The following is a 24,459-nucleotide window of genomic DNA, read 5'->3' as shown; positions in this document are numbered from 1 at the left end:
TTTCAGCCCTGAAAAGGGGACGTGATGCACATAAATTAGGGCTGCGCATGATAGCACAGCCAGTTTTCTGAGTAGCCGCAGAAATGTAACCTGGGTTAACGACCGCCGCGAATCAGGCCGCCCAGGCCGCGCTCTTCCATAAACGCCGAGACCAGCTGACGCACATCTGACGCTGAATAGGCTTTGAGCGCCTGGGTGCTGAGTTTCTGGACTTCTTCGTAATCCAGATGACGCAGCAGATATTTCACGCGTGAGACATTCTTGCCGTTCATGCTGAGATGGTGATACCCCATCCCTATCAATAGCGCCACACACATCGGATCGCCCGCCATTTCACCACATAAGCATAATTCCAGATTCGCCAAATGGGCTTCAATGGAAATTGCCTGTAGCGCACGCAGCATAGCCGGATGCAGCGAATCATACAGGTTCGCCACGCGAGTATTATTACGATCCACCGCCAGTAAATACTGCGTCAGGTCATTGGTTCCGACAGACACGAAATCGACGCGCGACGCAAGGTGCGGGATCATAAACAGCATAGAAGGCACTTCAATCATAATCCCGATGCGCGGCGTCGGAATGGTATAGCCGAGCATCTCTTCCACTTCTGTCCCGGCACGCTGAATGAGCCGCCTGGCTTCGTCGATCTCATCGATATGGCTGATCATCGGCAACAAAATGCTCAAATTGCCTGACGCGGCGTTAGCACGCAGCATGGCGCGCACCTGCACCATAAAAATCTCGGGTTGGTCGAGCGTGAGACGGATGCCCCGCCAGCCCAGGCAAGGATTCTCTTCACTGATTGGCATGTAAGGCAGCTGCTTATCTGCCCCGATATCCAGCGTGCGCAGCGTTACCGGCTTTTCGTGGAACAGCTGCAGCATGCCCTGATACTGAGCAACCTGCTCTTCTTCCGATGGAAAACCACTTTGCAGCATAAAGGGAATTTCAGTGCGGTAAAGGCCAATGCCGTCAACCCAGCTGCCCAGCGTTTGCTCATGCTCCGGGCTCAGCCCCGCGTTCAGCATAACCTGTATACGTTGACCGCTACGCAGCTCGCCCGGCCTGTCCACGCCGCCTTCAGCCATTTTGCTGAGGGCATTTTCTTCACTAATTAGCCGCTGGTACTCCTGAACCAGAACCGGTTCAGGATCGATCAGCAGTTCACCGCGATAGCCATCGACAATCAGCAAACGTTTATTTAACTGACTGGGTTGAATGTCCGCGCCCATGACGGTCGGAATGCCCATCGCCCGGGTCAAAATGGCCGCATGGGAGTTCGCCGCGCCGTCGCGTACCACAATCCCTGCCAGCCGCTCGTGCGGAATTTCCGCCAGCGTTGTGGCGGTGAGTTCGTCTGCCACCAGCACGAAACGCTCAGGCCAGGCGTTCACGCCCACCAGAGAATCATCGAGATGGAACAGCAAACGTTGACCCAACACCCGCAGATCGCCGGCGCGCTCTTTCAGATAGCTGTCCGTCAGGCTGGCAAACTGGGCGGCAAACTTTTCAATGACGGTTTTGACCGCCCACTCGGCAACGGATCCCCGCTCGATCTCCGCGAAAAGATCCTTTTTCAGGCGGGCGTCCGTTAACAGGTGCGAGTAGAGATCGAAGATCGCCGCGCTCTCTTTTTGCGCGCTGGCGGTGAAGCGTTTACTGAAGCGACGGAATTCACTGGCGGCTTCGGTCATGGCCAGTGACAAACGCTCGCGTTCACGCTGCGGATCCAGCGTTGAGGCGGCAGAAACCTGATCGAGTAAGGGCTGGGTTTCGTCTACCCAGCCCGGCGCGACGGCAACGCCTGGGGCGGCAGCAATGGCCCGAATGCGTGCCAGACGATACTGACCAAACAACTGACTCAGTTGCGATTGTGACAGTAAGGCAGCCAGCTGCGTGGCCAGGGTAACGAGAAACGACTCTTCACTTTCGTCAAACTGCCGATGTTCACGCTGCTGAACCACCAGCACGCCCATAAGCTGGCGGCGGCTGATAATAGGCACGCCAAGGAAAGAGCGATAGCGCTCTTCCTTTACTGAAGGAATGTACTTAAAGCTGGGATGGCTCTGCGCATCGGCAAGGTTAATCGGCTCAGCGAGTCGCCCCACCAGACCGACAATACCTTCATCAAACGCCAGCTTGACCGTTAGCCCACGCGGTTTTTTCAAACCGCGTGTCGCCATCAGGTAATAACAGCGACGTTCGTGATCGGCGAGGTAGACGGAACAGACTTCCGTTTCCATCGCCAGGCAGATCTCATTAACCAGAATGTCGAGTGCTTCATTCAGACGTGGCGCACTCGCCACTTTTTCAACAATTTCTCGCAACTGAGTGAGCATAAAGGGCGTGGCCTATCCTCTTTTACGTCGATGGGCAGGATGATTTCGCTGCACCGCACTCTCCTGCATGGACATCACTACGCCAGCGAATTCTTTCATCACCCGACGATAAACATCGCGCTTAAAAGAGACAACCTGACGGACCGGATACCAAAAGCTTACCCACCGCCAGCCGTCGAATTCCGGCGTGCTGCTGTGCTGCACATTAATGTCTGCGTCATTACACATCAACTGCAGAAGAAACCACTTTTGTTTCTGACCAATACAAACCGGTTTTGTGTCCCAACGCACCAAACGTTTTGGCAACTTGTAGCGCAACCAGTTACGGGTAGATGCAAGTATTCGAACATCTTTGCGGTGTAACCCGACTTCTTCGAACAGTTCGCGATACATCGCCTGTTCCGCGGTTTCACCGGGATTGATGCCTCCCTGAGGAAATTGCCAGGAGTGCTGTCCAAAGCGCCTGGCCCATAACACTTGCCCCTGCCTGTTACAAATTACGATACCAACATTCGGGCGGTAGCCATCATCATCGATCACCGGACTACCTCAAAAGCTAAAATTGAATGGTCTGATTGTTTCACACTCCTTACAGGCGGTAAACCACTGGATTTGCGGGCGCTTAGGGGCGTAATGTCGGGATAACTCACAGACTCATGCGAAGTTATAAACAAAAGTCCGTAAAAAGAGAGATCTTATTCACGTTTTCTGTGGATAGCTTTGTGCAGAACACGGGAGTTAACTGAATAACGTACCAGGATGAATCTGAAGGTGCCAAAAACCAGACCACGATTTACTCTTGAAATATAAGCCTATTTTTTTACTCTGCTGCCTTTTACCCTGCCGGAAAGGGGGCGGATAATTCCTTCGCGCTGACAATTGGCTAAAGATCCACCACAATGCTTTTTATCCACAGCGATCGGCTCAAGCTTGCATCAAACGGCTTAATTTTTGTTGAAAAACAGCAAAGTCAAGGCTGTAAATGGAACCAGTAGGCAACCTGAGACGGGGTTATCCCATTTTTCTGTGGATAACTGGGCTTGAGATCCTGTTCATTGTTGATAGCAAGTTGGGATAACCTGCGACATGAGTTGGAGCCTGCCAATTTCGCTGTAAAAAAAAGTACTATGTTTCATGTTATTATGTGTTTTATACCGCGTTCTTTCCTGTGGAAAACCTGAGGCTGCCGCAGGCTGCTTAATTATTAATCATTATGAGTTATTCACATGACATTCCTTCCCGGGCCACCTGAAGACGAGTCAACACTGCTATCGCGCGCCCAGTCACTGGCAGGTTTAACGCTGCAAACCCTGGCCGACCAGGCAGGCATTCCGATACCGGCCAACCTGAAACGGGATAAAGGCTGGGTCGGGATGCTGCTGGAATGGCATCTGGGCGCCAGTGCGGGCAGTAAAGCAGAACAGGATTTCGCACACCTGGGAATTGAACTAAAAACGATCCCTGTCGATCGCTATGGCAAGCCGCTGGAAACAACATTTGTTTGCGTTGCGCCCCTCACCGGAAACAGCGGCGTCACCTGGCAAAACAGCCATGTCCGCCATAAGCTGGCGCGCGTCCTGTGGATGCCGGTAGAGGGCGAGCGTGACATCCCGTTAGGCGAACGTCGGGTTGGCGCGCCGCTGCTGTGGAGCCCCGACGCGCAGGAAGATGAGATGCTGCGCCAGGACTGGGAGGAGTTGATGGATATGATCGTACTGGGTCAGGTAGAACGCATCACCGCCCGTCACGGTGCCTGGCTGCAGATTCGCCCCAAAGCAGCAAACAGCAAAGCCTTAACGGAAGGGATCGGCGATCGCGGACAGCCCATCATGACGCTGCCACGCGGGTTTTATCTCAAGAAAAGTTTTACAGGCCCGCTTCTGGCACGCCATTTTTTGGTCTGACAGCCTTATTCTCGCGTCCCTGGCGGTATTTAAATGTGAGTTAGACAAATTTGGTGCGTATAATCTTTGTTTAATTTTCGTTTAGGATATGAGTGCAGGTATGTTCGAGTGGATTACCGATCCCAACGCCTGGCTGGCGCTGGGCACCCTGACCATTCTGGAAGTGGTTCTGGGCATTGATAACATTATCTTTCTGTCGTTAGTGGTGGCAAAACTCCCCAAACATCAGCAAGCCCGCGCACGCCGCATCGGTTTGATGGGCGCAATGCTGATGCGTCTGGGGTTACTGGCCTCTATTGCCTGGGTCGCAAGACTGACCAACCCATTGTTTACCCTCATGGATCATGCTTTTTCAGCACGCGATCTCATTCTGTTGTTTGGTGGATTATTCTTGCTGTGGAAGTCCAGCATGGAGATTCATGAAACGATAGAAGGCGAAGAAGCCGAGCACAAAACCAACGTTCACTCGTTCATGGGTGCCATTGTTCAAATCATGTTGCTCGACATCATTTTTAGTCTCGACTCCGTTATTACGGCCGTGGGCCTCTCCGACCATTTGTTTATTATGATGGCGGCAGTGGTGATTGCGGTATTAATGATGATGGTCGCTGCCCGCAGTATTGGTGAGTTCGTTGATCGTCATCCGTCGGTCAAAATGCTGGCTCTCTCGTTCCTGATTTTGGTGGGTTTTACCCTGATCCTGGAAAGTTTCGCGGTGCATGTACCAAAAGGTTACATTTATTTTGCTATGTTCTTCTCGATGGCCGTTGAGTGCCTTAACCTGATGCGCAGTAAGAAAAAAACGCACTAATGTTGTCAAGGGCGGCTCCGCGCCGCCCGGTTATTTTCAGATTGATACGATTAACCCAATCGGTAAAAGGATTTATTACTACACTTTTTGCAGTGGACGATTCGTGAGGATGAGCATAATGAAAGGGCTGAGTAAAATTGTATTATTGGCCGTTGCTGCGGTGACATTGGGTGGATGCAGTTCCAATTATGTTATGGCAACAAAAGATGGCCGGATGATTATGACCGAAGGGAAACCGAGCATTGATAAAGAAACGGGGCTGGTGCAATACACCGATCAGTCAGGCCATACGGTGCAGATCAACAGTGACGACGTTTCTACCATTATTGAACGCTAGATGCGAAAAGTATCGGCCTGTCGCCCCTCCCCCGCGTCGGCAGGCTATTTCTCTCTGTTATCCCCCTTTCTTAGCCGCTACGCCTCGCGCTATAGTCCCTGAAGTCATATTACTTATCCCTACAGAAAAGGAAGCCGGCAATGCACTATCACCGTATCCCCCATAGCTCGCTGGAAGTGAGCCAGCTTGGATTGGGCACCATGACGTTTGGTGAGCAAAACAGCGAAGCCGACGCCCACGCTCAACTGGATTTAGCCCTCAGTTCGGGCATCAACCTGATTGATACTGCCGAGATGTATCCTGTTCCCCCGCGTCCCGAAACTCAGGGGCTGACCGAAAAATATATTGGCAGCTGGTTAAAAAAGACCGGTAGCCGGGATAAAATCGTTCTTGCCAGTAAAGTTGCCGGCCCAACGCGCGGCAACGATGCGTCGATTCGCCCTAATATGGCGCTGGATCGCAAAAATATCCGCGAGGCGCTGGATGCCAGCCTGAAACGTTTAAACACCGACTACATCGATCTGTATCAGCTTCACTGGCCGCAGCGTCAAACCAACTTTTTTGGCAAGCTGGGCTATCAGTACAGTGAGAACAGCGTCCCTGTCACGCTGTTAGAAACGCTGGAGGCTCTGGCTGAGCAGGTGCGGGCAGGTAAGATCCGCTATATCGGCGTGTCGAATGAAACGCCGTGGGGCGTCATGCGTTATCTGCAGCTGGCAGAAAAGCATGAACTGCCGCGTATCGTCTCTATTCAAAACCCCTACAGCCTGCTAAATCGCAGTTTTGAAGTGGGCCTGGCGGAAATCAGCCAGCATGAAGGCGTGGAGCTGCTGGCCTATTCCTGCCTGGCGTTTGGCACGTTGAGCGGTAAATACCTGAATGGCGCGCAGCCCGCGGGTGCACGTAATACCCTGTTTAGCCGCTTTACCCGCTACAGCGGTGAGCAGTCTCAACTGGCGGTGGCGGAATATGTGGCGCTGGCCCAAAAACATCAGCTTGATCCTTCACAAATGGCACTGGCGTTTGTTCGTCAGCAACCTTTTGTGTCCAGCACCCTGCTGGGCGCAACCACGCTGGATCAGTTAAAGATCAATATCGACAGCGCCAACGTGACGCTCAGCAATGAGGTTCTGGAAGAACTCGAAGCGATCCATCGCCGTTACACCTATCCAGCCCCCTGACGGGGACGACCAGCCGTGCGGTGGCAAGGCTGGCCTGTCCGTCATCGTCTTTCAACAGGCGCAGTAGCCTCATTCCAGCGCCAGCAGATCTTCAATGCGCTGCGCGCGGCGGATTTCTCTCGGCTCGCCGTTTTCAAACAGGATCTCAGGAATCAGTGGGCGGCTGTTGTAGTTTGAGGACATCGATGCGCCGTAAGCGCCGGTGTCGTGAAACACCAGATAATCCCCGACTTTCGCGGCCGGAATAGCCCGGGTTTCCACCTTGCCACCTTCAAGCTGGGTGAAAACATCGCCCGACTCGCACAGAGGGCCTGCAACCACGCTGTCGATCGTTGCCTGTTCATCGATCGCCCGGTTATCGCCCGCCATCACAGAGATATGATGGTAGCTGCCGTACATGGAGGGGCGCATCAGATCACTGAAGCCTGCATCCACCAGCACAAAGTGGCGGCTGCCCATCTCTTTTACTGCCCGAACCTGAGAGACCAGCACGCCTGACTCCGCGACCAGGAAACGGCCGGGTTCGATTTCCAGCTTCACGGCATGGCCCAGATGGTCCGCCACGCGCTGGCGTGCCGCGTCCCACAGGCCAAAATAGTGATCGGTATCGATCGCCTCTTCCCCGTAGTGATAGGGAATGGATAAACCGCCTCCGGCAGAGATAGCCTCAAGATCCTGGCCAAATTCCACGACCAAATCCACCATGGCATCGCAGACCTGCTGCAGGTGCGCATAGTCCACGCCTGAACCGATATGCATATGAATGCCGATCAGGCGCAGTCCATATTGTTCGATAGCCGCCTGAGCAGCGGGCAAATCGCTGGGCCAGATACCGTGCTTACTGTTTTCGCCACCGGTATTGGTTTTTTGGCTGTGCCCGTGACCAAAGCCCGGGTTAATGCGTAGCCAGACGGCATGTCCTGGCGAAACGGCACCCAGTTGATGCAGCATATCGACGGATCCGGCGTTAACCGGCACCTTAAGCTCTGCAATCCTGGCAAGCGTAGGGTTATCCAGGACATCGGCAGTGAATACGATTTCGTCACTGTCAGGCTGAAAGCCGGCCACCAGCGCACGCTCAATTTCGCCCAGGGAAACCGAATCAACCTTAACGCCCGCAGAATGCATCAGGCGCAGAATGTGGGTGTTAGAACAGGCTTTTTGCGCAAAGCGCACCACATCAAATGCGTGGAGTTGAGCAATACGCTGTTGGATAACCTGCGCATCATAAGCCCAGAACGGGCCGCTGTACTGACGTGCCAGCGGCAGTAAATTATCGACGTTCAGGGCGGTTTCGGTGGTATTAAGTGGACGAGGCATGGGTTTCTCCTGTGGCAATAAAACCATTAAGCCAGAATCGTGCCATGCCGAAAAATATCTGTTTTAATAGCATCTATGCAAAAATGATATGGAATGATGCATGGCAAAAATCAACTGGCGGCATATCGAGATTTTTCATGCTGTTATGACCAGCGGAAACCTTACGCAGGCTGCGACCCTGCTGCAGACGTCCCAGCCTACCGTCAGCCGCGAGCTGGCGCGACTGGAACGGCAGCTGAGTCTGACGCTGTTTGAGCGCGTGCGCGGCCGCTTACAGCCTACCGTACAGGGCTTACGGCTGTTCGAAGAGGTGCAACGCTCATGGTATGGGCTGGACCGCATCATTGATGCCGCAGAGGGATTACGCCAGTTTCGCCAGGGTGAGCTCTCTATCGCCTGCCTGCCGGTTTTTTCCCAGTCACTGCTGCCGCCCGTCTGCCAGACCTTTTTGCAGCGCTACCCTGATGTCAGTCTGAACATTATTCCGCAGGAATCCCCGTTACTGGAAGAGTGGTTGTCGGCTCAGCGTTACGATCTGGGCATTACGGAAACGCAGCACGCCCCCGCCGGGACCGATCGCCAGGCGCTGCTGACCTGCGATGAAGTGTGCGTGTTACCGCAGCACCATCGCCTGGCGCAGCGCGCCTTGCTGACGCCGCAGGACTTCGCCGGTGAGAACTATGTCAGCCTGTCGCGCACGGATAGCTACCGCCAGCTGCTCGACGCACTGTTTCATGAGCAAGGTGTGACACGCAGGATGGTGATGGAAACCCATAGCGCGGCGTCCGTGTGCGCGATGGTGCAGGCCGGAGTGGGGATCTCAGTGGTTAATCCGCTGACGGCGCTGGATTACGCCGACAGCGGTGTGGTGATGCGCCCTTTTAGCGTCGCTGTGCCTTTTACCGTTAGCCTCGTCAGGCCGCAGCATCGGCCGGCATCCGCGCTGGTAGAGGCGTTTGTGAACCACCTGCAGCAACAGGTGGCCCGTTTTCCTGAGCAGATTGCGGACAGACTCGCTTAGGCATGCACGCGGGCCGCAGCACCGCCGGATTTGCGGAAGGTGATCAAGCAAACCATCAGTCCAACCGCCGCCAGCGCGGCGGCGGCAACAGGAACCGCGGTCAGTCCATAGCCGCGCGCAATCACCGCGCCGCCCACCCAAGCGCCAAGCGCATTGCCAACGTTAAAGGCAGAAATATTAAGGGTGGAAACCAGATTAGGTGCCGCTTTACCGTGACGCACCACATTGATCTGCAGGCCGGGAACCGTGGCAAAGGTTGCCATTGCCCACAGGAACAAGGTGATCTCCGCCAGCCAGAGCGCGTGGCTGGTCCAGCTAAACAGCAGTGAGAACAGCGTAATCAGCGAAAAACTGCCTATCAGGCTCAGGGAGACTTTGCGGTCGGCCATTTTGCCCCCCAGAATATTGCCCACGGTCAGGCCCGCGCCAATCAGAAACAACGTCCAGCTCACGCCACGATCGCTGATGCCGGTAACCTGCAGCAGCAGCGGTGCTATGTAGCTAAACAGGGCAAACATGGCGGCAGCAAAACAGACCGTCATCAGTAATGACAGCCACAGTTTGCCGTTGGCCAGCGCGCTGATTTCGCTCGCCAGATCGACCGGCTTCTCATTCTTATTTCCCGGCAGGCTGGTGATTAAGGCAATGAAGGCCAGTACGCCGATAGCCGAAACGCCCCAGAATGTCGCACGCCAGCCAAACAGCTGACCAAACCAGGTTCCCAACGGCACGCCTAATACATTGGCCAGCGTCAGACCGGTAAACATCAACGCCACGGCAGAAGCCTGACGATCGGCGGAAACCAGACTGGCCGCGACCACCGATCCAATCCCAAAGAAAGCTCCGTGACAGAGGGCGGTAATCACCCGTGCCAGCATCAGCAGGTTATAGCTGTAGGCCAGAGCACACAGCAGATTGCCGATAATAAAAATTACCATCAACAGAATCAGCGTTTTTTTACGGGGCAACTTCGCCGTTAACAGCGCCATGATCGGTGCACCGATTGCTACGCCTAATGCATAGCCGCTAATTAACCAACCTGCGGACGGAATGGACACGCGCAAATCGTTTGCGACCTCCGGCAACAGGCCCATGATCACAAACTCAGTGGTTCCGATAGCGAACGCACTCAGCGCCAGTGCAAGCAATGCAACAGGCATAACACTCTCCCAAAAATGATAATTACAACGAGACGGATGACGCATGCATCCTGATAAACGAGCTATAATTTATGATCTATATCACACTACGTATTACAGCATAGCTACCTGTCATCTGATACTCACATAACAACAACAATCTATTGCGTGTATGGCAATAATTGACACACACATCAACCAGGCTTATTAAACATACAGTTAGCGAGGATGCCGCCGCGTAACGCACCGGACGATGATAAAGGTTGCCAGCGAAGTAGCCGTTTTTTTGCTAATACCGATTTTAGTTATCAATAAAGTATTAGCGTTGCCGATATAGCTCTTATGAATCGCCAGATGAAATGCAGTCCAACTGACGCGGAGAGAGAAAATGCAACGGCTTATCGTTTTGATGGTAATCAGTCTTACAGGCTGCTCAGTCGGCCATTATGAATACAGTAGAGAAGCAGAGAAGCGCGTGGATATGACCGTAACAGGCATTCCCACCGTGCTGGGGCTGGGCACGCTGGGCACGACTATTCCCCTTACCCCTGACTACAGCCTCACGGCCGCCCACGTCGCAAAATATTCGCTTTACCGCGTGAAAGCCTGGCATCCTGAGTGCGATCTCGCGGTCGTCTACCACAAGAACAGCGAAGCCAACCTGCCACCGTCCTTCCGTAACAGCCATATTGGCGACAAAGTGAATCTTTACGGCTACAGCTTCATCTCTGCAATGCCCGTGAGCTCTACCGGGAAAAACCTTGTGAACACCACGCTGGCAAATGACTGGAACAAAGCGAACTGCGTTGTCGTGGCCGCCAATGCGGGCGTGGTTAAGGGCATGTCAGGGGGCGCGGTTTATAATGCATCTGACGACACGCTGGCAGGCGTGATTGTGGGTTACAGCCAGCGCATCAACGACAACAAGAGCGGAAAAACGCTGTATAAAGATGTGGCGCTCTATGTGCCCTACTCACGCTTCCAGACCTGGCTGGATAATGCTGTGAAATCTTAAGGCTTTTCGTCCGGCAGTCCGGGATGTGTGCCCATCTGCTGTTGCGGTGGGTTAAGCCACTTGTCTTCGCGCGTGGCTTCGTAGTCGCGGTTTAGCGGATAGGTAATGCGGTTCTCCGCTTTGCTGACCTCGCCGATCACCAGAAAGCGCGCGTCGGCGTCGCTGTTATTGATAAAGGTGTGACAAATGCCGGTACCGGCCGGAAACGCCACGGCTTCTCCCGGTGACAGCGGATACAATTCGCCATTGATCCACGCGTGTGGATAACCTTCCAGCACGAAGATAAACTCCTCTTCCGCACTTTCCGCATGGGGATAAGACATGCGGCGTCCGGGCGGCAACCTTTCATGATGAATGCCCAGCCGGGTTAATCCAGACAGTTTCGCCAGTGGTGTACCAATGGACATCAGCTCATCGCTATCGGAATAATGTTCGTTGTCTTCGCCTTCCAGCGCTTGCCAGTGAAGAATGCAGTCAGGACGTTGCTTCATGATGATCGCTCCAGGTTGAGATTGTCAGCCTGGCAGACGAGGGGGGATTACTCAAGCGCACATGCCGTGGCGGGTTGCAGAGCAGAAATAAAAAAGGCCGGAATCACCCGGCCTTTAACCAGCATCTGATAATTACTTTGAGCCTGGGCGCAACGCCGGGAACAGAATTACGTCGCGGATGGTGTGGCTGTTGGTAAACAGCATGACCATGCGGTCAATACCAATGCCTAAGCCTGCCGTTGGCGGTAAACCATGTTCCAGGGCGGTGACATAATCCTCGTCGTAGAACATCGCTTCATCATCGCCCGCATCTTTCGCATTCACCTGCTGCAGGAAACGCTCAGCCTGATCCTGCGCATCGTTAAGCTCAGAGAAACCGTTGCCGATTTCACGTCCGCCAATAAAGAACTCAAAGCGATCGGTGATCTCAGGATTTTCGTCGTTGCGACGGGCCAGCGGCGACACTTCAGCCGGATACTCGGTAATGAAGGTTGGCTGAATCAGGTGTGCTTCAGCAGTTTCTTCAAAAATTTCGGTCACTACGCGCCCTAAGCCCCAGCTTTTCTCGACTTTGATGCCAATGGTCTGAGCAATCGCCACCGCTTTGTCGAAATCGTCAAGATCGGCCAGATCGGTTTCCGGACGGTACTTCTTGATCGCTTCACGCATGGTGAGTTTTTCAAACGGCTTACCAAAATCGAATTCCTGCTCACCGTAAGGCACAACCGTGCTGCCCAGGATATCCTGCGCCAGCGTACGGAACAGGCTTTCGGTCAGTTCAATCAGGTCTTTGTAATCCGCATAAGCCATATAGAGTTCCATCATGGTGAACTCTGGGTTGTGACGAGGCGAAATCCCCTCGTTGCGGAAGTTACGGTTGATCTCGAACACGCGATCGAAACCGCCCACCACCAGGCGTTTCAGATACAGCTCTGGCGCAATACGCAGATACATATCGATATCCAGCGCGTTGTGATGCGTGATAAACGGACGCGCTGAAGCGCCGCCCGGGATCACCTGCATCATTGGCGTTTCCACTTCCATAAAATCGCGTCCAACCATGAACTGACGAATGCCGGCCATGATCTGCGAACGGATTTTGAAGGTGTTGCGTGATTCATCGTTGGCGATCAGATCAAGATAGCGCTGACGATAGCGCGTTTCCTGATCGGCCAGACCGTGAAATTTGTCTGGCAGCGGGCGCAGGGCTTTCGTTAACAAGCGCAGCTCTGAGCAGTGAATCGACAATTCGCCGGTTTTGGTTTTGAACAGCTTACCGCGTGCGCCGAGGATATCGCCCAGGTCCCATTTTTTGAATTGCTCGTTGTAGATACCTTCAGCCAGATCGTCACGTGCCACGTACAGCTGAATGCGGCCGCCCACGTCCTGCAGGGTAATGAAAGACGCCTTGCCCATGATACGGCGCGTCATCATACGGCCAGCCACGCTGACCTCAATGCCTAAGTCTTCCAGCTCTTCGTTACTCTTCTCGTCATAGCTGGCATGCAGCCGATCGGAGGTGGTATCACGACGAAAATCGTTAGGAAACGCCACGCCGTTTTCACGCAGCACGCTCAGCTTCTCGCGACGCGTTTTCAGTTCGTTATTTAACTCAAGTGCGACGTCAGCGCTCTGCGGTTGTTGTTCAGACATGTCGGTTCCTTATAGCCCTGCTTTTAAACTTGCTTCAATGAAACGGTCCAGATCGCCATCCAGCACCGCCTGCGTGTTGCGCGTTTCCACGCCGGTACGCAGATCTTTAATACGTGAGTCGTCCAGAACATAAGAACGGATCTGGCTGCCCCAGCCAATGTCAGACTTGTTGTCTTCCAGCATCTGCTTCTCGGCATTTTTTTTCTGCATTTCAAGCTCGTACAGCTTCGCCTTCATCTGCTTCATCGCCTGATCTTTGTTTTTGTGCTGAGAGCGATCGTTTTGACACTGGGTGACCGTACCGGTTGGAACGTGGGTAATACGCACCGCCGATTCCGTACGGTTAACGTGCTGACCACCTGCACCAGAGGCGCGGTACACGTCAATACGCAGGTCAGCCGGGTTGATGTCGATATCAATATCGTCATCCACTTCCGGATAGATAAAGGCTGAACTGAAGGAGGTATGGCGGCGACCACCGGAGTCAAATGGACTCTTACGTACCAGACGATGTACGCCGGTTTCGGTGCGGAGCCAGCCAAACGCGTAATCGCCAGACACGCGAATCGTCACCGACTTAATGCCCGCGACTTCACCTTCTGACTCTTCAATAATTTCTGTTTTGAACCCTTTGGCTTCTGCCCAACGCAGATACATGCGCATCAGCATGCTGGCCCAGTCCTGCGCTTCTGTTCCACCAGAACCGGCCTGCAGATCGATGTAACAGTCGGCGCTGTCGTACTCGCCAGAGAACATACGGCGGAACTCTAGCTCGCCGAGCTTGCCTTCCAGCGCGTCCAGCTCGGCGACCGCTTCGTTGAAGGTTTCTTCGTCATCGGCTTCTACCGCCAGATCAAGCAGCCCCTGCACATCTTCCAGCCCCTGGCTCATCTGATCGAACGTATCCACGATGGCTTCCAGGGAGGAGCGTTCTTTGCCCAGTGCCTGAGCGCGTTCAGGCTCGTTCCAGACGTCGGGCTGTTCCAGCTCGGCGTTTACTTCCTCAAGGCGTTCTTTCTTAGCATCGTAGTCAAAGATACCCCCGAAGAACGTCGCTGCGTTCGCTGAGGTCCTGAATACGGTATTTGACCGGGTTGATTTCAAACATGTGTTTAGCGTCTTTTTTACGTTCGATGGAATAAGAAATTTAACCTGCGAGTTTACCCGAAACCGACGGCGGTTTGTAGCGTTGAGAAAATGCGCAGAGGTTAATCTTTCGTTGAGCCAGCTGGACTGGCTCTGCCGACGCGGGCGTGGCAAGGTTAAACTGGCAACGGCGGGAATGTGAGGCCCCGCCGTCACCGCTGGCTAACTGAGCGGCCAGAGATGTTCAATGATCAGCTGGACGGATCGATTGCCGCGATACTCATTGATATCAAGCCGATAGGCCAGTTCGACCTGGCGCACGCTGCTGTCAGGCCACAACGTGGTATCCACGTTGAACGCGATACCGTCGATCAGCGGTCCGCCCTCCAGAGGTTCAACCATGACCTTCAGGTGACGTTCACCAACGAGGCGCTGCTGCAGTAGCCTGAACCGGCCGTCGAAAGCGGGCTCAGGGAAAGACTGGCCCCATGGGCCGGCATCACGCAGCACTTCCGCCGTCTGAAGAGAAAATTCAGCGGGCTGCAGGGCACCATCCGACCAGATGACGCCCTGCAACGCTTCGCCGGCCAGCCATTCGCCCACCAGGTCCGCAAAACGCTGACGAAACTCGTCGTAGCGGGCTTCTTCCAGCGACAGTCCGGCGGCCATCGCGTGACCACCAAACTTCTGCATCAGGCCAGGATGCAACGTATCAAGACGCTCCAGCGCATCGCGCAGATGCAGACCGGCAATCGATCGTCCCGATCCCTTCAGCATGCCATCACCGGCCGGTGCGAAGGCAATAACCGGGCGATGAAAACGCTCTTTCAGGCGGGAAGCCAGAATCCCGACCACGCCCTGATGCCACTCAGGATGATAAAAGGCCAGCCCCAGCGGCAAATCGGTTTGCTCGTTCTCCAGCTTTTGGCATAACGCCAGTGCCTCGCTCTGCATCCCCTGCTCAATCTCTTTGCGCATCTGGTTAAGCGCATCCAGTTCGCTGGCTAACATGCGCGACTGGCTGAGATCGTCGGTCAGTAACAGCGCCACGCCGACAGACATATCGTCCAGCCGACCGGCAGCGTTAAGCCGGGGCCCCAGGGCAAAACCCAGGTCGCTGGCGGCCAGCTGTCGGGCATCGCGGTTGGCGATTTCCAGCAGGGCCTTGATGCCCGGACGGCACTTTCCGGCCCGAATACGGCTCAGGCCCTGCCACACTAAAATGCGGTTGTTGGCGTCCAGCGGCACCACATCTGCCACCGTGCCCAACGCCACCAGATCGAGCAGGTCGGCCAGATTGGGTTCCGACCGCGTGACGCCAAACCAGCCCTGAGTGCGCAAGTGGGCGCGCAGGGCCATCATCAGATAGAAAGCGACGCCCACGCCCGCCAGCGAACGAGAGGGGAAATGACAGTCAGGCAGGTTGGGATTAACGATAGCATCGGCGTCAGGCAGCGTTTCGCCCGGTAAGTGGTGGTCGGTCACCAACACCGCAATGCCGTGCTGATGCGCAAGCGCCACACCCGCATGGGACGAAATGCCGTTATCGACGGTCAGAATCATCTCTGCACCGCGCGCGCGGGCCTGCTCAACCACTTCCGGACTCAGGCCGTAGCCATCTTCGAAACGATTGGGCACCAGGTACTGTACGTTGCTGCATCCCATGCTGCGCAGCGCCAGCACCGTCAGAGCGGTACTGGTGGCACCGTCAGCGTCGAAATCCCCGACGACCATAATGCAGCGGCCATCCAGCAGCGCCTGATGAAGCAGGTTAACGGCCTTGTCTATGCCGCTCAGTGCACTGAAAGGGAGCAGGTTTTTCGCGCCCCTTTCGAGCTCGGCGGCGTTGGTGACGCCACGTTGCAGATAAAGCCGACGCAGGAGCGGCGGTAAATCTGCCGGTAGCCCCGGCAAATCGGCTACCGCTTCACGGCGACGTAACTCGACTTCGTGCTTTACCACGCCTTAACCACCACGCTTTTGATTATCCAGTACCTGCTTGAGCTCCTGTGGACTTTGATAGCCGGGGATCATCATGCCACTATCAGTCAGAATCGCCGGCGTGCCCTGGATACCAAACAGTACGCCAAGCTGGTACTGCTTGCCGATATCAATCGTGCAGGAGGCTGGCGCATCCATCTTCGGCACATCGCCTTTCATCGCCTCATCAAAGGCTTTATTGCGATCGGCGCTGCACCACACGGCCTTCATGGCGCTGGCAACTTTGCCGTTCATGCCTTCACGTGGGAAAGCCAGATAGCGAACGGTGATGCCCAGCGCGTTGTAGTCAGCCATTTGTTCGTGCAGTTTGTGGCAGTAGCCACAGGTGATATCCGTAAACACTGTCACCACATGCTGCTCTTTGGGCGCTTTATACACGATCATTTCCGGAACCAGCGCCTCAACTTTTTTATCCAGTAGCGCGTTCGTCACGTTGACCGGCTGAGCACCGCTGACATCGTAAAGCGGTCCCTGGATCATGTGTTTACCATCATCGGTAACGTACAGCACGCCGCTTTCGGTGAGCACGGTTTTAAAACCCGGCAGCGGTGCAGGTTGGATCTCAGCCTGGTGCAAACCCAGTTTCTTCAGGGAAAGCTGAATGGCGCTGTCATCAGCGTGGGTCAAACCGGAAAAAGCGCTGGCCAGCAGCGCCAGCATGGCAACATGTTTGTTCATTGTTTTCCTTACTCTCCGCCAGCTATGCGCGCGGATGATGCTGTTGATGTAACAGTCGCAGACGTTCCGTGGCGACATGCGTATAAATCTGCGTCGTTGAGAGGTCGCTGTGCCCCAGTAACATCTGTACGACACGTAGGTCAGCCCCATGGTTCAGCAAATGCGTGGCGAAAGCATGGCGTAACACGTGGGGAGAAAGCTTTTCGCTATCAATGCCCGCCAGCATGGCGTAATGCTTGATACGATGCCAGAAGGTTTGCCGCGTCATCTGCTGGGCACGGTTACTGGGGAAAAACACGTCCAGCGTCTGCCCATTGAGCAACCACGGCCGCCCGTGCTCCATATAGTATTCCAGCCAGTGAACCGCCTCTTCACCTAATGGCACCAGCCGCTCTTTATTGCCTTTACCGATCACGCGCACCACGCCCTGGCGCAGGCTGACGTCATTCAGGGTCAGTCCCACCAGTTCCGAAACCCGTAAGCCGGTGGCATATAACAATTCCAGCATGGCTTTATCGCGCAGTTCAAGCGGCACGTTGACATCGGGTGCCTGCAGCAGGCGATCCACCTGCGCCTCACTCAGATCTTTTGGCAACCGCTGGGGCAGCTTGGGCGCGGCCAGCATCGCGCTGGGATCGTCAGTGCGCATCTTTTCGCGGTACAAATACTGAAACAGACGGCGCATGGCGCTGAGCAGGCGTGCAGAGCTGGAGGCTTTATAGCCGCCTTCCAGTCTCTCCGCGAGAAACTGTTGCAGATCGGGCGCGCTCAGAGTTGTCAGCGTTAAGCCGTGATGCGCCAGCCAGCCGGTGAGAGTTTGCAGATCCTGCCGATAGGAGGACAGGGTATTTTGCGCCAGATTGCGCTCGATCCACAGCGCATCAAGAAACTGTTCTGTCAGTTCACTATCTTGCACGTTTTCCCCACCGTTCAGTATGAAATCGTGCTCATTATGCCTGATTCAACCCTGCTTCTGATACAATTACGCCAAAGTCAGGATTAACAGAGCACTATCTGCATGAAAATAGGTCTTTTTTACGGTTCAAGTACCTGTTACACCGAAATCGTAGCGGAGAAAATTCGGGATTTTATTGGCGACGAGCTGGTGACGTTGCACAACGTGAAAGATGACGATCCGCGTCTGATGGAAGACTATGATCTGTTGATTTTGGGGATTCCCACCTGGGACTTTGGCGAGCTGCAGGAGGACTGGGAGGCTATCTGGCCCCAGTTGCCGACGCTCAATTTGCGCAACAAGATCGTGGCGCTGTACGGCATGGGCGACCAGATTGGCTACGGTGAGTGGTTTCTGGATGCTTTAGGCATGCTACATGAACTGCTCCAGCCGATGGGGGTGCAGTTTGTGGGCTACTGGCCGCTGGACGGCTATGACTTTACCAGCCCCAAACCGCTGAGTGCCGACGGCAAGCAATTTGTCGGACTGGCGCTGGATGACGTCAATCAGTTTGAAGCCACGGATGAGCGCGTTGAGCAGTGGTGCGAGCAGATTCTGACGGAAACCGCCGAGCGGCTTTAAGCCGCGCGCTAAAACGCAATCCTGAAATCCTGGCAAAGGACGCGCCGTCGATACGCCTGTATTTGGAAAGCCTGACCTGGAAAAGCGTGTTCTGAAATCGGCACGCTTTCTCGTGATGCGCTGTTCAGGGCACGCTATTTAGCGTCTTGCGGTTTCGCTGAAACAGCATGACCGCAAGGCGCGCCACGCCTCTGGCTGCATGTTGTCCTGCATCAGCCAGAGCCGTAAGATCTTGCCCTTGCGGTTTCGTGCGACCAGCAACACCGCGCCAGGCAACCAGTACAACGGCTGCTGCGTTTGCCAGTCTTCTCCCTGCCAGTGCCACTCACGATTGCTGTCGCGCCGTAACCGTCCATGCCGTTGACGCAAGCGGCGATCCTGTTTCCATCCTTCCCACAGCACCACCACGACCAGCCCGGGCTTTATCATCCACTCTGCCGCAGGCAGTTCCATAATGCCAACGCCTGCTATCGTTACTGACAGCATCAGTGCGAGGATCAGGCGTGCGCGCAAAGAGGGATGAAGTTTACATTGCCACCGGACCGCGTTCACGATTACGCTGCTGAATCAGATTCACCATGCGTTTCAGCTCGGGATCGGCAGGCTCACCGTGGTTCATCATCCAGTTGAAAAGATCGGGATCGTCACTTTTCAGCAGTGCGATAAACACCTGCTTATCGGTATCATTTAACGTGTCATATTCGTACTTAAAGAACGGCATAATAGCGACATCCAGTTCCAGCATGCCACGACGGCAGGCCCATTGAACGCGCGATTTATTATGAATATCCATGCATTCGTTTCCACATTTCACATCGTGGCAGCTAGTGTACCCTGGATTACTGCTGGCTGCAGGTTCACAAACCGACCCTGTGCAACGCGCCGCAGACTCAGGCTTTTTTTACACATCGGCACGCGTTTTGTGCGCCCTCTTTAGTAAACAGGTTGCATTGCCAGTGTGCTCTTTTACCATTGAAGACATTGTTTCGGATGAACCTTCAGACTCAGGATTTATCGATGCCAACATTTACGCTTCCCCCACGCCAACCTGCGGCCTCATCACGTCTGCCGCTCACGTTAATGTCTCTGGATGCCTGGGCACTGGTTGCCGTGGTCGGCCCTGACAGCACGTCCTATTTACAAGGCCAGTTGACCCTGGATGTGGCGGCACTGGATGCCTCTCATCACCTGCCTGCCGCCCACTGTGACGCCAAGGGCAAGATGTGGAGCAACCTGCGCCTGTTTCATCGCGCTGAGGGTTATGCCTATTTGGTGCGTCGTGAGTTGCGGGACACTCAGCTGCCGGAGTTAAAAAAATACGCCGTATTTTCTAAAGTTACCCTGACCGCGGATGACGATGTCGCACTGCTGGGCGTGGCGGGTTTCCAGGCCCGCGCGGCGCTGGCCAATGTTTTTGACACGCTGCCTGACAGCACCACCCCGGTGGTACAGCAGGGCGACACCACGCTGCTGTGGTTTGCCCATCCAGCAGAACGCTTTCTGCTGGTCACGTCGCCCGCCCAGGCCGATGCCCTGAAGCAGACGCTGGCAGACGATGCGCAGTTCAATGACAGCACCCAGTGGCTGGCCCTGGACATCGAAGCCGGAATTCCGGTTATTGGCGCAGCCACCAGCGCGCAGTTTATTCCCCAGGCCGCAAACATGCAGGCGCTGGACGCGATTAGCTTTAAAAAGGGCTGCTATACCGGCCAGGAGATGGTGGCCAGAGCCAAATACCGGGGCGCGAATAAACGGGCGCTCTACTGGCTGTCAGGACAAGCCAGCCACCTGCCCGCCGCCAACGATTCCCTGGAGCTGCAGATGGGCGAGCGCTGGCGTCGCACGGGCACCGTTCTTGCTGCGGTGCAACTGGACGACGGCGTCATCTGGGTGCAGGTGGTCATGAACAACGATCTGGAGCCGGACAGCGTATTACGGGTTGAAGGCGATGAAGGCGGTAAGCTGATGATTCAGCCCTTGCCTTACTCGCTGGAAGAAAGCTGAGTTCAGGGGCGGGACCACGTCCCGCCCTGTGACGTTACATAACGTAGAAGTAGATGGCGCAGAAATTGCAAACACAACCGCCTAAAACAAACGCGTGCCATATAGCATGGTTAAACGGCACCCGACGCGCGACGTAAAAAATCACGCCCAGGGAATAGATAATGCCCCCCGACGCCAGCAGCCAGATGCCCCCCGCCGACAGTTTCATCGCCAGCTGATAGACCACAATCAGCGACAGCCATCCCATGCAGAGATAGGTCACCAGCGACAGTGCCTTAAAGCGTTCGGCAATCGTCAGCTTAAAAATAATGCCCAACAGTGCCAGGCCCCATATTACCGCCATCAGCCCATAGGCGAGAGGCGACTGCAGACCAACCATCAGAAACGGCGTGTAGGTGCCAGCAATTAACAGGTAGATTGCGCAGTGATCCACTTTTTTCAGTACGCGCTTCGCACGTGGGTGGCTGACGGCGTGGTAAAGCGTTGAGGCCAGAAACAGCAGAATCATACTGCCGCCATAGAGGCTGGAGCTGACAATGGCGGTCAGCCCGGCATTCATGACCGATGCCTTATCGAGCAGCAGCATTAACCCTACAATGCCGAACAGACAACCCAGTCCATGACTAATACTGTTGGCAATTTCCTCTGCCAATGGATAACCCTGCGTCGGCAAACTTTTGTGACTCATAACATTCCTGCCTGAAAGTGATAGCAACTGCAGATTTATCGTCCAACAGATTACCCAGAAAAACTTTCAGTGTACAAGTGTAAGCTTAAAATAATTATTGCGGTCACCTCCCCTTCGAATTCTGTTAAAATGCGGGCCAGTTAATTGCCGGGTGAGCTTTTCCATGTTCTCGCATCACGATCTTGCTACCCTGAACGATCTTGAAATGCAGGTTTATCAGTACATTATCAAACATCGTGACAGCGTCAGTTACATGACCATTCGCGAGCTGGCTGAACAGGCTGCGGTATCGACCACAACGGTATTACGCTTCTGTCGCAAGATGCAGTGTGAAGGATGGTCAGAATTCCGTATCCGACTGCGTCTGGCCAGGGAACAAACCGCGCCTGCGCTGCCTGTCTCCGGCATCGCAGATATGCTGAGTTTTTTTAAAAGCATCAATAATGATGAGTTTGAGCAGGTCATACATCGGGCTGTGGGGATGATTAATCAGGCTGAGCGGGTGTTTTTTATTGGTGTCGGCACATCGGGCAGCCTGGGGAAATACGGGGCACGTTTTTTTTCGAACGTAGGCAAATTCAGCCACGCGATCGACGATCCCTATTATCCGATCAGTCCGAGTTTATATGAAAATGCCCTGGCCATTATTCTTTCTGTCTCCGGCGAAACGGAAGAGGTGCTGCGCATTGCCAGTCAGTTCAACCTGAATCAGTGTAAAATCATCGCCATTACGAATAGTGAAACCTGCTCGCTGGCAAAAATGAGCGACTTTACGGTGTCCTATCATGTACCGGTGATACGTATGCCCGACCAGAGCGATATTACGACCCAGGTGCCTGTCATGTATATTATCGAGTCACTGGGTCGGCAACTGGGTAAATAAAACAAAGCGTTTTTTAGCTGTAACAAATCCCTTTTTCGCGGCGGTGTTATAGCGTGACATTATTAAGTGCTTTGCTACACTCACCCCAATTTAATCCTCAGGGGAGAGTGCATAATGAGCTTACCAAAAACGTTTCTGTGGGGCGGCGCGGTCGCGGCTCATCAGGTAGAGGGCGGCTGGGATCAGGGCGGTAAGGGCATCAGTATTGCTGATGTACTGACCGGCGGCGCTCATGGCGTGGACCGCGTCATCACCGACGGCGTCCAGCCTGGAAAATTCTATCCAAATCATCAGGCTGTTGAATTTTATTCTCATTACAAACAGGATATCGCGCTGTTTGCTGAGATGGGATTTAAATGCTTCCGTACCTCAATTGCCTGGACCCGTATTTTCCCTAACGGCGATGAACCGCAACCCAATGAAGCCGGCCTGCAATTCTATGACGACCTGTTTGATGAATTGCTTAAATACGGTATTGAGCCGGTTATTACTCTCTCCCATTTTGAAATGCCCTATCACCTGGTAAAAGAATACGGTGGCTGGCACAATCGTAAGGTTGTCGATTTCTTTGTGCGCTTTAGTGAAGTTGTGCTGAAGCGTTATAAGAATAAAGTGAAATACTGGATGACCTTTAACGAAATTAACAACCAGCGTAACTGGCAATATCCGCTGTTTGGTTACTGCTGCTCAGGCGTTATTTTCACGGAACATGAAAAACCTGAACAGGCGATGTATCAGGTCATGCATCACCAGTTTGTTGCCAGCGCCAAAGTCGTGAAGCTGGGCCACGAGATCAACCCGGAGTTTAAGATTGGCTGCATGATCGCCATGGTGCCGGTTTACCCCTTCTCCTGCCATCCGGATGACGTCATGCTCGCTCAGGAAGCGATGCATCAACGCTATGTCTTTAGCGACGTGCAGATGCGCGGTTACTACCCGGCTTACGCCCTGAAAGAGTGGGCGCGCAAAGGCTATCATATCGACATGGAGCCTGAAGACGCTGAAACCCTGCGCAATGGCTGTGCCGATTATGTGGGCTTCAGTTATTACATGAGTACAGCCGTTCAGACCCGCGCCAGTGGCGTTGATGATCCTATTACCGGCTTCGAAGGCACGGTGAAAAATCCGCACGTTAAAGCCTCAGACTGGGGCTGGCAGATCGATCCTGTTGGTCTGCGGTATGTTCTTAATGATGTGTATGAACGCTATCAGAAACCCCTGTTTATTGTTGAAAACGGTTTTGGCGCCATCGACAAACCGAATGCGCAGGGCGTGATAGAGGATGATTACCGCATTGATTATCTGGCCGCGCATATTGAAGAGATGAAAAAAGCCGTCATTCATGACGGGGTGGATCTCATGGGGTACACGCCCTGGGGCTGTATCGACTGCGTGTCTTTCACTACCGGTCAGTACAACAAGCGTTACGGTTTTATTCACGTGAATAAAAACGATGACGGCAGCGGAGACTTCTCGCGCTCCAGGAAAAAGAGTTTTGCCTGGTATCAACAGGTCATCGCCAGCAATGGTGAAAAGCTGTAAGTCGTTTGCCGCAGCGCCCTGCTGCGGCATCATTCTAGCGCCCGCCGGCAGCATCGATAATGCTGCCCGTAATGTAAGAAGCGGCATCGCTGGCTAACCAGACAACGGCTTCTGCGATTTCTTCGGCATAGCCGCCACGCCCCATTGGTATGCCGCTGGCCAGCCTGTCTACCCTGCCGGGTTCTCCGCCGTCAGCATGCATCTCGGTGTAGATCATCCCCGGACGTACGCCATTGACCCGAATTCCCTGCTGGGCCACTTCCAGCGACAGGCCTTTGGTCATGGTGTCCATTGCGCCTTTCGATGCCGCATAGTCGACATATTCGTTTGGCGACCCCGTGCGGGCAGCTGCAGAGGAGACATTGACGATGCTGCCGCCCTGACCGCCATGATGCGTGCCCATGCGCCGGACGGCTTCACGACAGCAAAGAAATGTGCCAAGCACATTCGTGGCAAAAACCTGCTGAATACGTGAGGCATCCAGCTGCTCAAGGCGACATTGTTGGAACAGAATGCCGGCGTTATTCACCAGCAGCGTGAGCGGCAGATCTTCCTGATCCAGCCGTTGAAACAGCGACATCACCTGTGTTTCATCGCTGATATCGGCCTGAACGCTAAAGGCCTCACCGCCGTTACGTATAATCTCATCTACAACCTGATGGGCTTCACTGGCACGTGAACGGAAATTGACCGCCACCCGGTAGCCTCGGGATGCCAGTAAGAGGGACGTCGCGCGACCAATGCCGCGACTGCCGCCGGTAACGAGTGCGAGCTGCATACAAACCTCCATAAAAAAAGGGCCGAAAATCGGCCCTCATAACTTAAC

The 24,459-nt window shown here is 54.3% G+C and carries 24 protein-coding genes; 10 read left to right on the top strand and 14 right to left on the bottom strand.

Annotated features, from left to right (window positions below):
• Nucleotides 1-95: 95 nt before the first annotated feature.
• Together ptsP and rppH are read right to left on the bottom strand one after the other, a co-directional pair.
• Nucleotides 96-2,342 (bottom strand): phosphoenolpyruvate--protein phosphotransferase, encoded by a 2,247-nt coding sequence (gene ptsP, locus QLG08_RS13375; RefSeq protein ID WP_028715746.1) that lies wholly within the window; start codon nt 2,340-2,342, stop codon nt 96-98.
• 12 nt (nt 2,343-2,354) lie between these two features.
• On the bottom strand, nt 2,355-2,882 hold the full coding sequence (rppH, locus tag QLG08_RS13370) for an RNA pyrophosphohydrolase (protein ID WP_013026988.1): 528 nt from the start codon (nt 2,880-2,882) through the stop codon (nt 2,355-2,357).
• 686 nt (nt 2,883-3,568) lie between these two features.
• On the opposite strand from rppH, the gene mutH reads away from it, so the two are divergent.
• The 4 genes from mutH to QLG08_RS13350 all read left to right on the top strand — a co-directional run bounded on the left by mutH (nt 3,569) and on the right by QLG08_RS13350 (nt 6,575).
• Entirely contained in the window at nt 3,569-4,246 is a 678-nt protein-coding gene (gene mutH / locus QLG08_RS13365) for a DNA mismatch repair endonuclease MutH (protein ID WP_013026989.1), read from the top strand.
• Nucleotides 4,247-4,346: 100 nt separating this feature from the next.
• Entirely contained in the window at nt 4,347-5,057 is a 711-nt protein-coding gene (locus tag QLG08_RS13360; RefSeq protein WP_014605139.1) for a TerC family protein, read from the top strand.
• A gap of 118 nt (nt 5,058-5,175) precedes the next feature.
• The gene (locus QLG08_RS13355; protein ID WP_014594481.1) at nt 5,176-5,394 is read left to right on the top strand and encodes a YgdI/YgdR family lipoprotein; all 219 of its coding nucleotides are present in this window, start codon (nt 5,176-5,178) and stop codon (nt 5,392-5,394) included.
• Nucleotides 5,395-5,534: 140 nt separating this feature from the next.
• Nucleotides 5,535-6,575, top strand: a complete 1,041-nt coding sequence (locus QLG08_RS13350; RefSeq protein WP_013026992.1) for an NADP(H)-dependent aldo-keto reductase — start codon at nt 5,535-5,537, stop codon at nt 6,573-6,575.
• 69 nt (nt 6,576-6,644) lie between these two features.
• On the opposite strand, the gene lysA is transcribed toward QLG08_RS13350, so the two are convergent.
• On the bottom strand, nt 6,645-7,895 hold the full coding sequence (gene lysA / locus QLG08_RS13345) for a diaminopimelate decarboxylase (protein ID WP_019104749.1): 1,251 nt from the start codon (nt 7,893-7,895) through the stop codon (nt 6,645-6,647).
• 100 nt (nt 7,896-7,995) lie between these two features.
• Here lysA and QLG08_RS13340 point away from each other — a divergent pair, with 100 nt between their 5' ends.
• On the top strand, nt 7,996-8,916 hold the full coding sequence (locus tag QLG08_RS13340) for a LysR family transcriptional regulator (RefSeq protein ID WP_013026994.1): 921 nt from the start codon (nt 7,996-7,998) through the stop codon (nt 8,914-8,916).
• On the opposite strand, the gene QLG08_RS13335 is transcribed toward QLG08_RS13340, so the two are convergent.
• Entirely contained in the window at nt 8,913-10,076 is a 1,164-nt protein-coding gene (locus QLG08_RS13335; protein ID WP_028715749.1) for an MFS transporter, read from the bottom strand. The two genes, QLG08_RS13340 and QLG08_RS13335, sit on opposite strands and share 4 nt — an antisense overlap.
• 367 nt (nt 10,077-10,443) lie before the next feature.
• Between QLG08_RS13335 and QLG08_RS13330 the strand changes: the two genes are divergently transcribed.
• Nucleotides 10,444-11,070 (top strand): hypothetical protein, encoded by a 627-nt coding sequence (locus QLG08_RS13330; protein ID WP_013026996.1) that lies wholly within the window; start codon nt 10,444-10,446, stop codon nt 11,068-11,070.
• Here QLG08_RS13330 and QLG08_RS13325 read toward each other — a convergent pair.
• The 6 genes from QLG08_RS13325 to xerD form a co-directional block, all read right to left on the bottom strand.
• A complete protein-coding gene (locus QLG08_RS13325) occupies nt 11,067-11,561 on the bottom strand; it encodes a cupin domain-containing protein (protein WP_013026997.1) in 495 nt (164 codons plus the stop codon). The genes QLG08_RS13330 and QLG08_RS13325 overlap by 4 nt on opposite strands.
• Before the next feature lie 132 nt (nt 11,562-11,693).
• Nucleotides 11,694-13,214 (bottom strand): lysine--tRNA ligase, encoded by a 1,521-nt coding sequence (gene lysS / locus QLG08_RS13320; RefSeq protein WP_013026998.1) that lies wholly within the window; start codon nt 13,212-13,214, stop codon nt 11,694-11,696.
• 9 nt (nt 13,215-13,223) lie between these two features.
• A protein-coding gene (gene prfB, locus QLG08_RS13315) for a peptide chain release factor 2 (RefSeq protein ID WP_104933680.1) occupies nt 13,224-14,322 on the bottom strand; the annotation gives its coding sequence in 2 pieces (ribosomal slippage) (nt 13,224-14,246 and nt 14,248-14,322; 1,098 coding nt in all).
• A gap of 200 nt (nt 14,323-14,522) precedes the next feature.
• The gene (gene recJ, locus QLG08_RS13310) at nt 14,523-16,262 is read right to left on the bottom strand and encodes a single-stranded-DNA-specific exonuclease RecJ (protein ID WP_013027000.1); all 1,740 of its coding nucleotides are present in this window, start codon (nt 16,260-16,262) and stop codon (nt 14,523-14,525) included.
• A 3-nt stretch (nt 16,263-16,265) separates the two neighbouring features.
• Complete coding sequence (dsbC, locus tag QLG08_RS13305) at nt 16,266-16,979, bottom strand: bifunctional protein-disulfide isomerase/oxidoreductase DsbC (RefSeq protein ID WP_015699601.1); 714 nt, start codon at nt 16,977-16,979, stop codon at nt 16,266-16,268.
• A gap of 22 nt (nt 16,980-17,001) precedes the next feature.
• Nucleotides 17,002-17,895, bottom strand: a complete 894-nt coding sequence (xerD, locus tag QLG08_RS13300) for a site-specific tyrosine recombinase XerD (RefSeq protein WP_013027002.1) — start codon at nt 17,893-17,895, stop codon at nt 17,002-17,004.
• A gap of 102 nt (nt 17,896-17,997) precedes the next feature.
• Here xerD and fldB point away from each other — a divergent pair, with 102 nt between their 5' ends.
• Entirely contained in the window at nt 17,998-18,516 is a 519-nt protein-coding gene (gene fldB, locus QLG08_RS13295; protein WP_013027050.1) for a flavodoxin FldB, read from the top strand.
• Between the two features lie 138 nt (nt 18,517-18,654).
• Here fldB and QLG08_RS13290 read toward each other — a convergent pair whose 3' ends face one another.
• Nucleotides 18,655-19,068 (bottom strand): protein YgfX, encoded by a 414-nt coding sequence (locus tag QLG08_RS13290; RefSeq protein WP_013027051.1) that lies wholly within the window; start codon nt 19,066-19,068, stop codon nt 18,655-18,657.
• Nucleotides 19,043-19,309 (bottom strand): FAD assembly factor SdhE, encoded by a 267-nt coding sequence (gene sdhE / locus QLG08_RS13285; RefSeq protein ID WP_041457788.1) that lies wholly within the window; start codon nt 19,307-19,309, stop codon nt 19,043-19,045. Before sdhE ends, QLG08_RS13290 begins: the two co-directional genes overlap by 26 nt.
• Nucleotides 19,310-19,533: 224 nt before the next feature.
• On the opposite strand from sdhE, the gene ygfZ reads away from it, so the two are divergent.
• A complete protein-coding gene (ygfZ, locus tag QLG08_RS13280) occupies nt 19,534-20,520 on the top strand; it encodes a tRNA-modifying protein YgfZ (RefSeq protein ID WP_028715754.1) in 987 nt (328 codons plus the stop codon).
• Between the two features lie 34 nt (nt 20,521-20,554).
• On the opposite strand, the gene QLG08_RS13275 is transcribed toward ygfZ, so the two are convergent.
• Complete coding sequence (locus tag QLG08_RS13275; protein ID WP_282472971.1) at nt 20,555-21,208, bottom strand: hemolysin III family protein; 654 nt, start codon at nt 21,206-21,208, stop codon at nt 20,555-20,557.
• 163 nt (nt 21,209-21,371) lie between these two features.
• Between QLG08_RS13275 and QLG08_RS13270 the strand changes: the two genes are divergently transcribed.
• Entirely contained in the window at nt 21,372-22,091 is a 720-nt protein-coding gene (locus tag QLG08_RS13270) for a MurR/RpiR family transcriptional regulator (protein ID WP_014594495.1), read from the top strand.
• A 114-nt stretch (nt 22,092-22,205) separates the two neighbouring features.
• Nucleotides 22,206-23,633 carry a 6-phospho-beta-glucosidase gene (locus QLG08_RS13265; protein ID WP_014594496.1) on the top strand — a complete coding sequence of 476 codons (1,428 nt, stop codon included), beginning with the start codon at nt 22,206-22,208 and terminating at the stop codon, nt 23,631-23,633.
• Nucleotides 23,634-23,667: 34 nt separating this feature from the next.
• Here QLG08_RS13265 and QLG08_RS13260 read toward each other — a convergent pair whose 3' ends face one another.
• A complete protein-coding gene (locus QLG08_RS13260) occupies nt 23,668-24,411 on the bottom strand; it encodes an SDR family oxidoreductase (RefSeq protein ID WP_282472970.1) in 744 nt (247 codons plus the stop codon).
• Nucleotides 24,412-24,459 lie beyond the last annotated feature (48 nt).

Origin of the sequence: Pantoea sp. V106_11, from assembly GCF_029967885.1 — a bacterium.
GTDB classification, from domain to species: Bacteria; Pseudomonadota; Gammaproteobacteria; order Enterobacterales; family Enterobacteriaceae; genus Pantoea; species Pantoea ananatis.
Note: the sequence above shows the minus strand (reverse complement) of the source record. Positions and strands in the feature narration are given on the sequence as shown.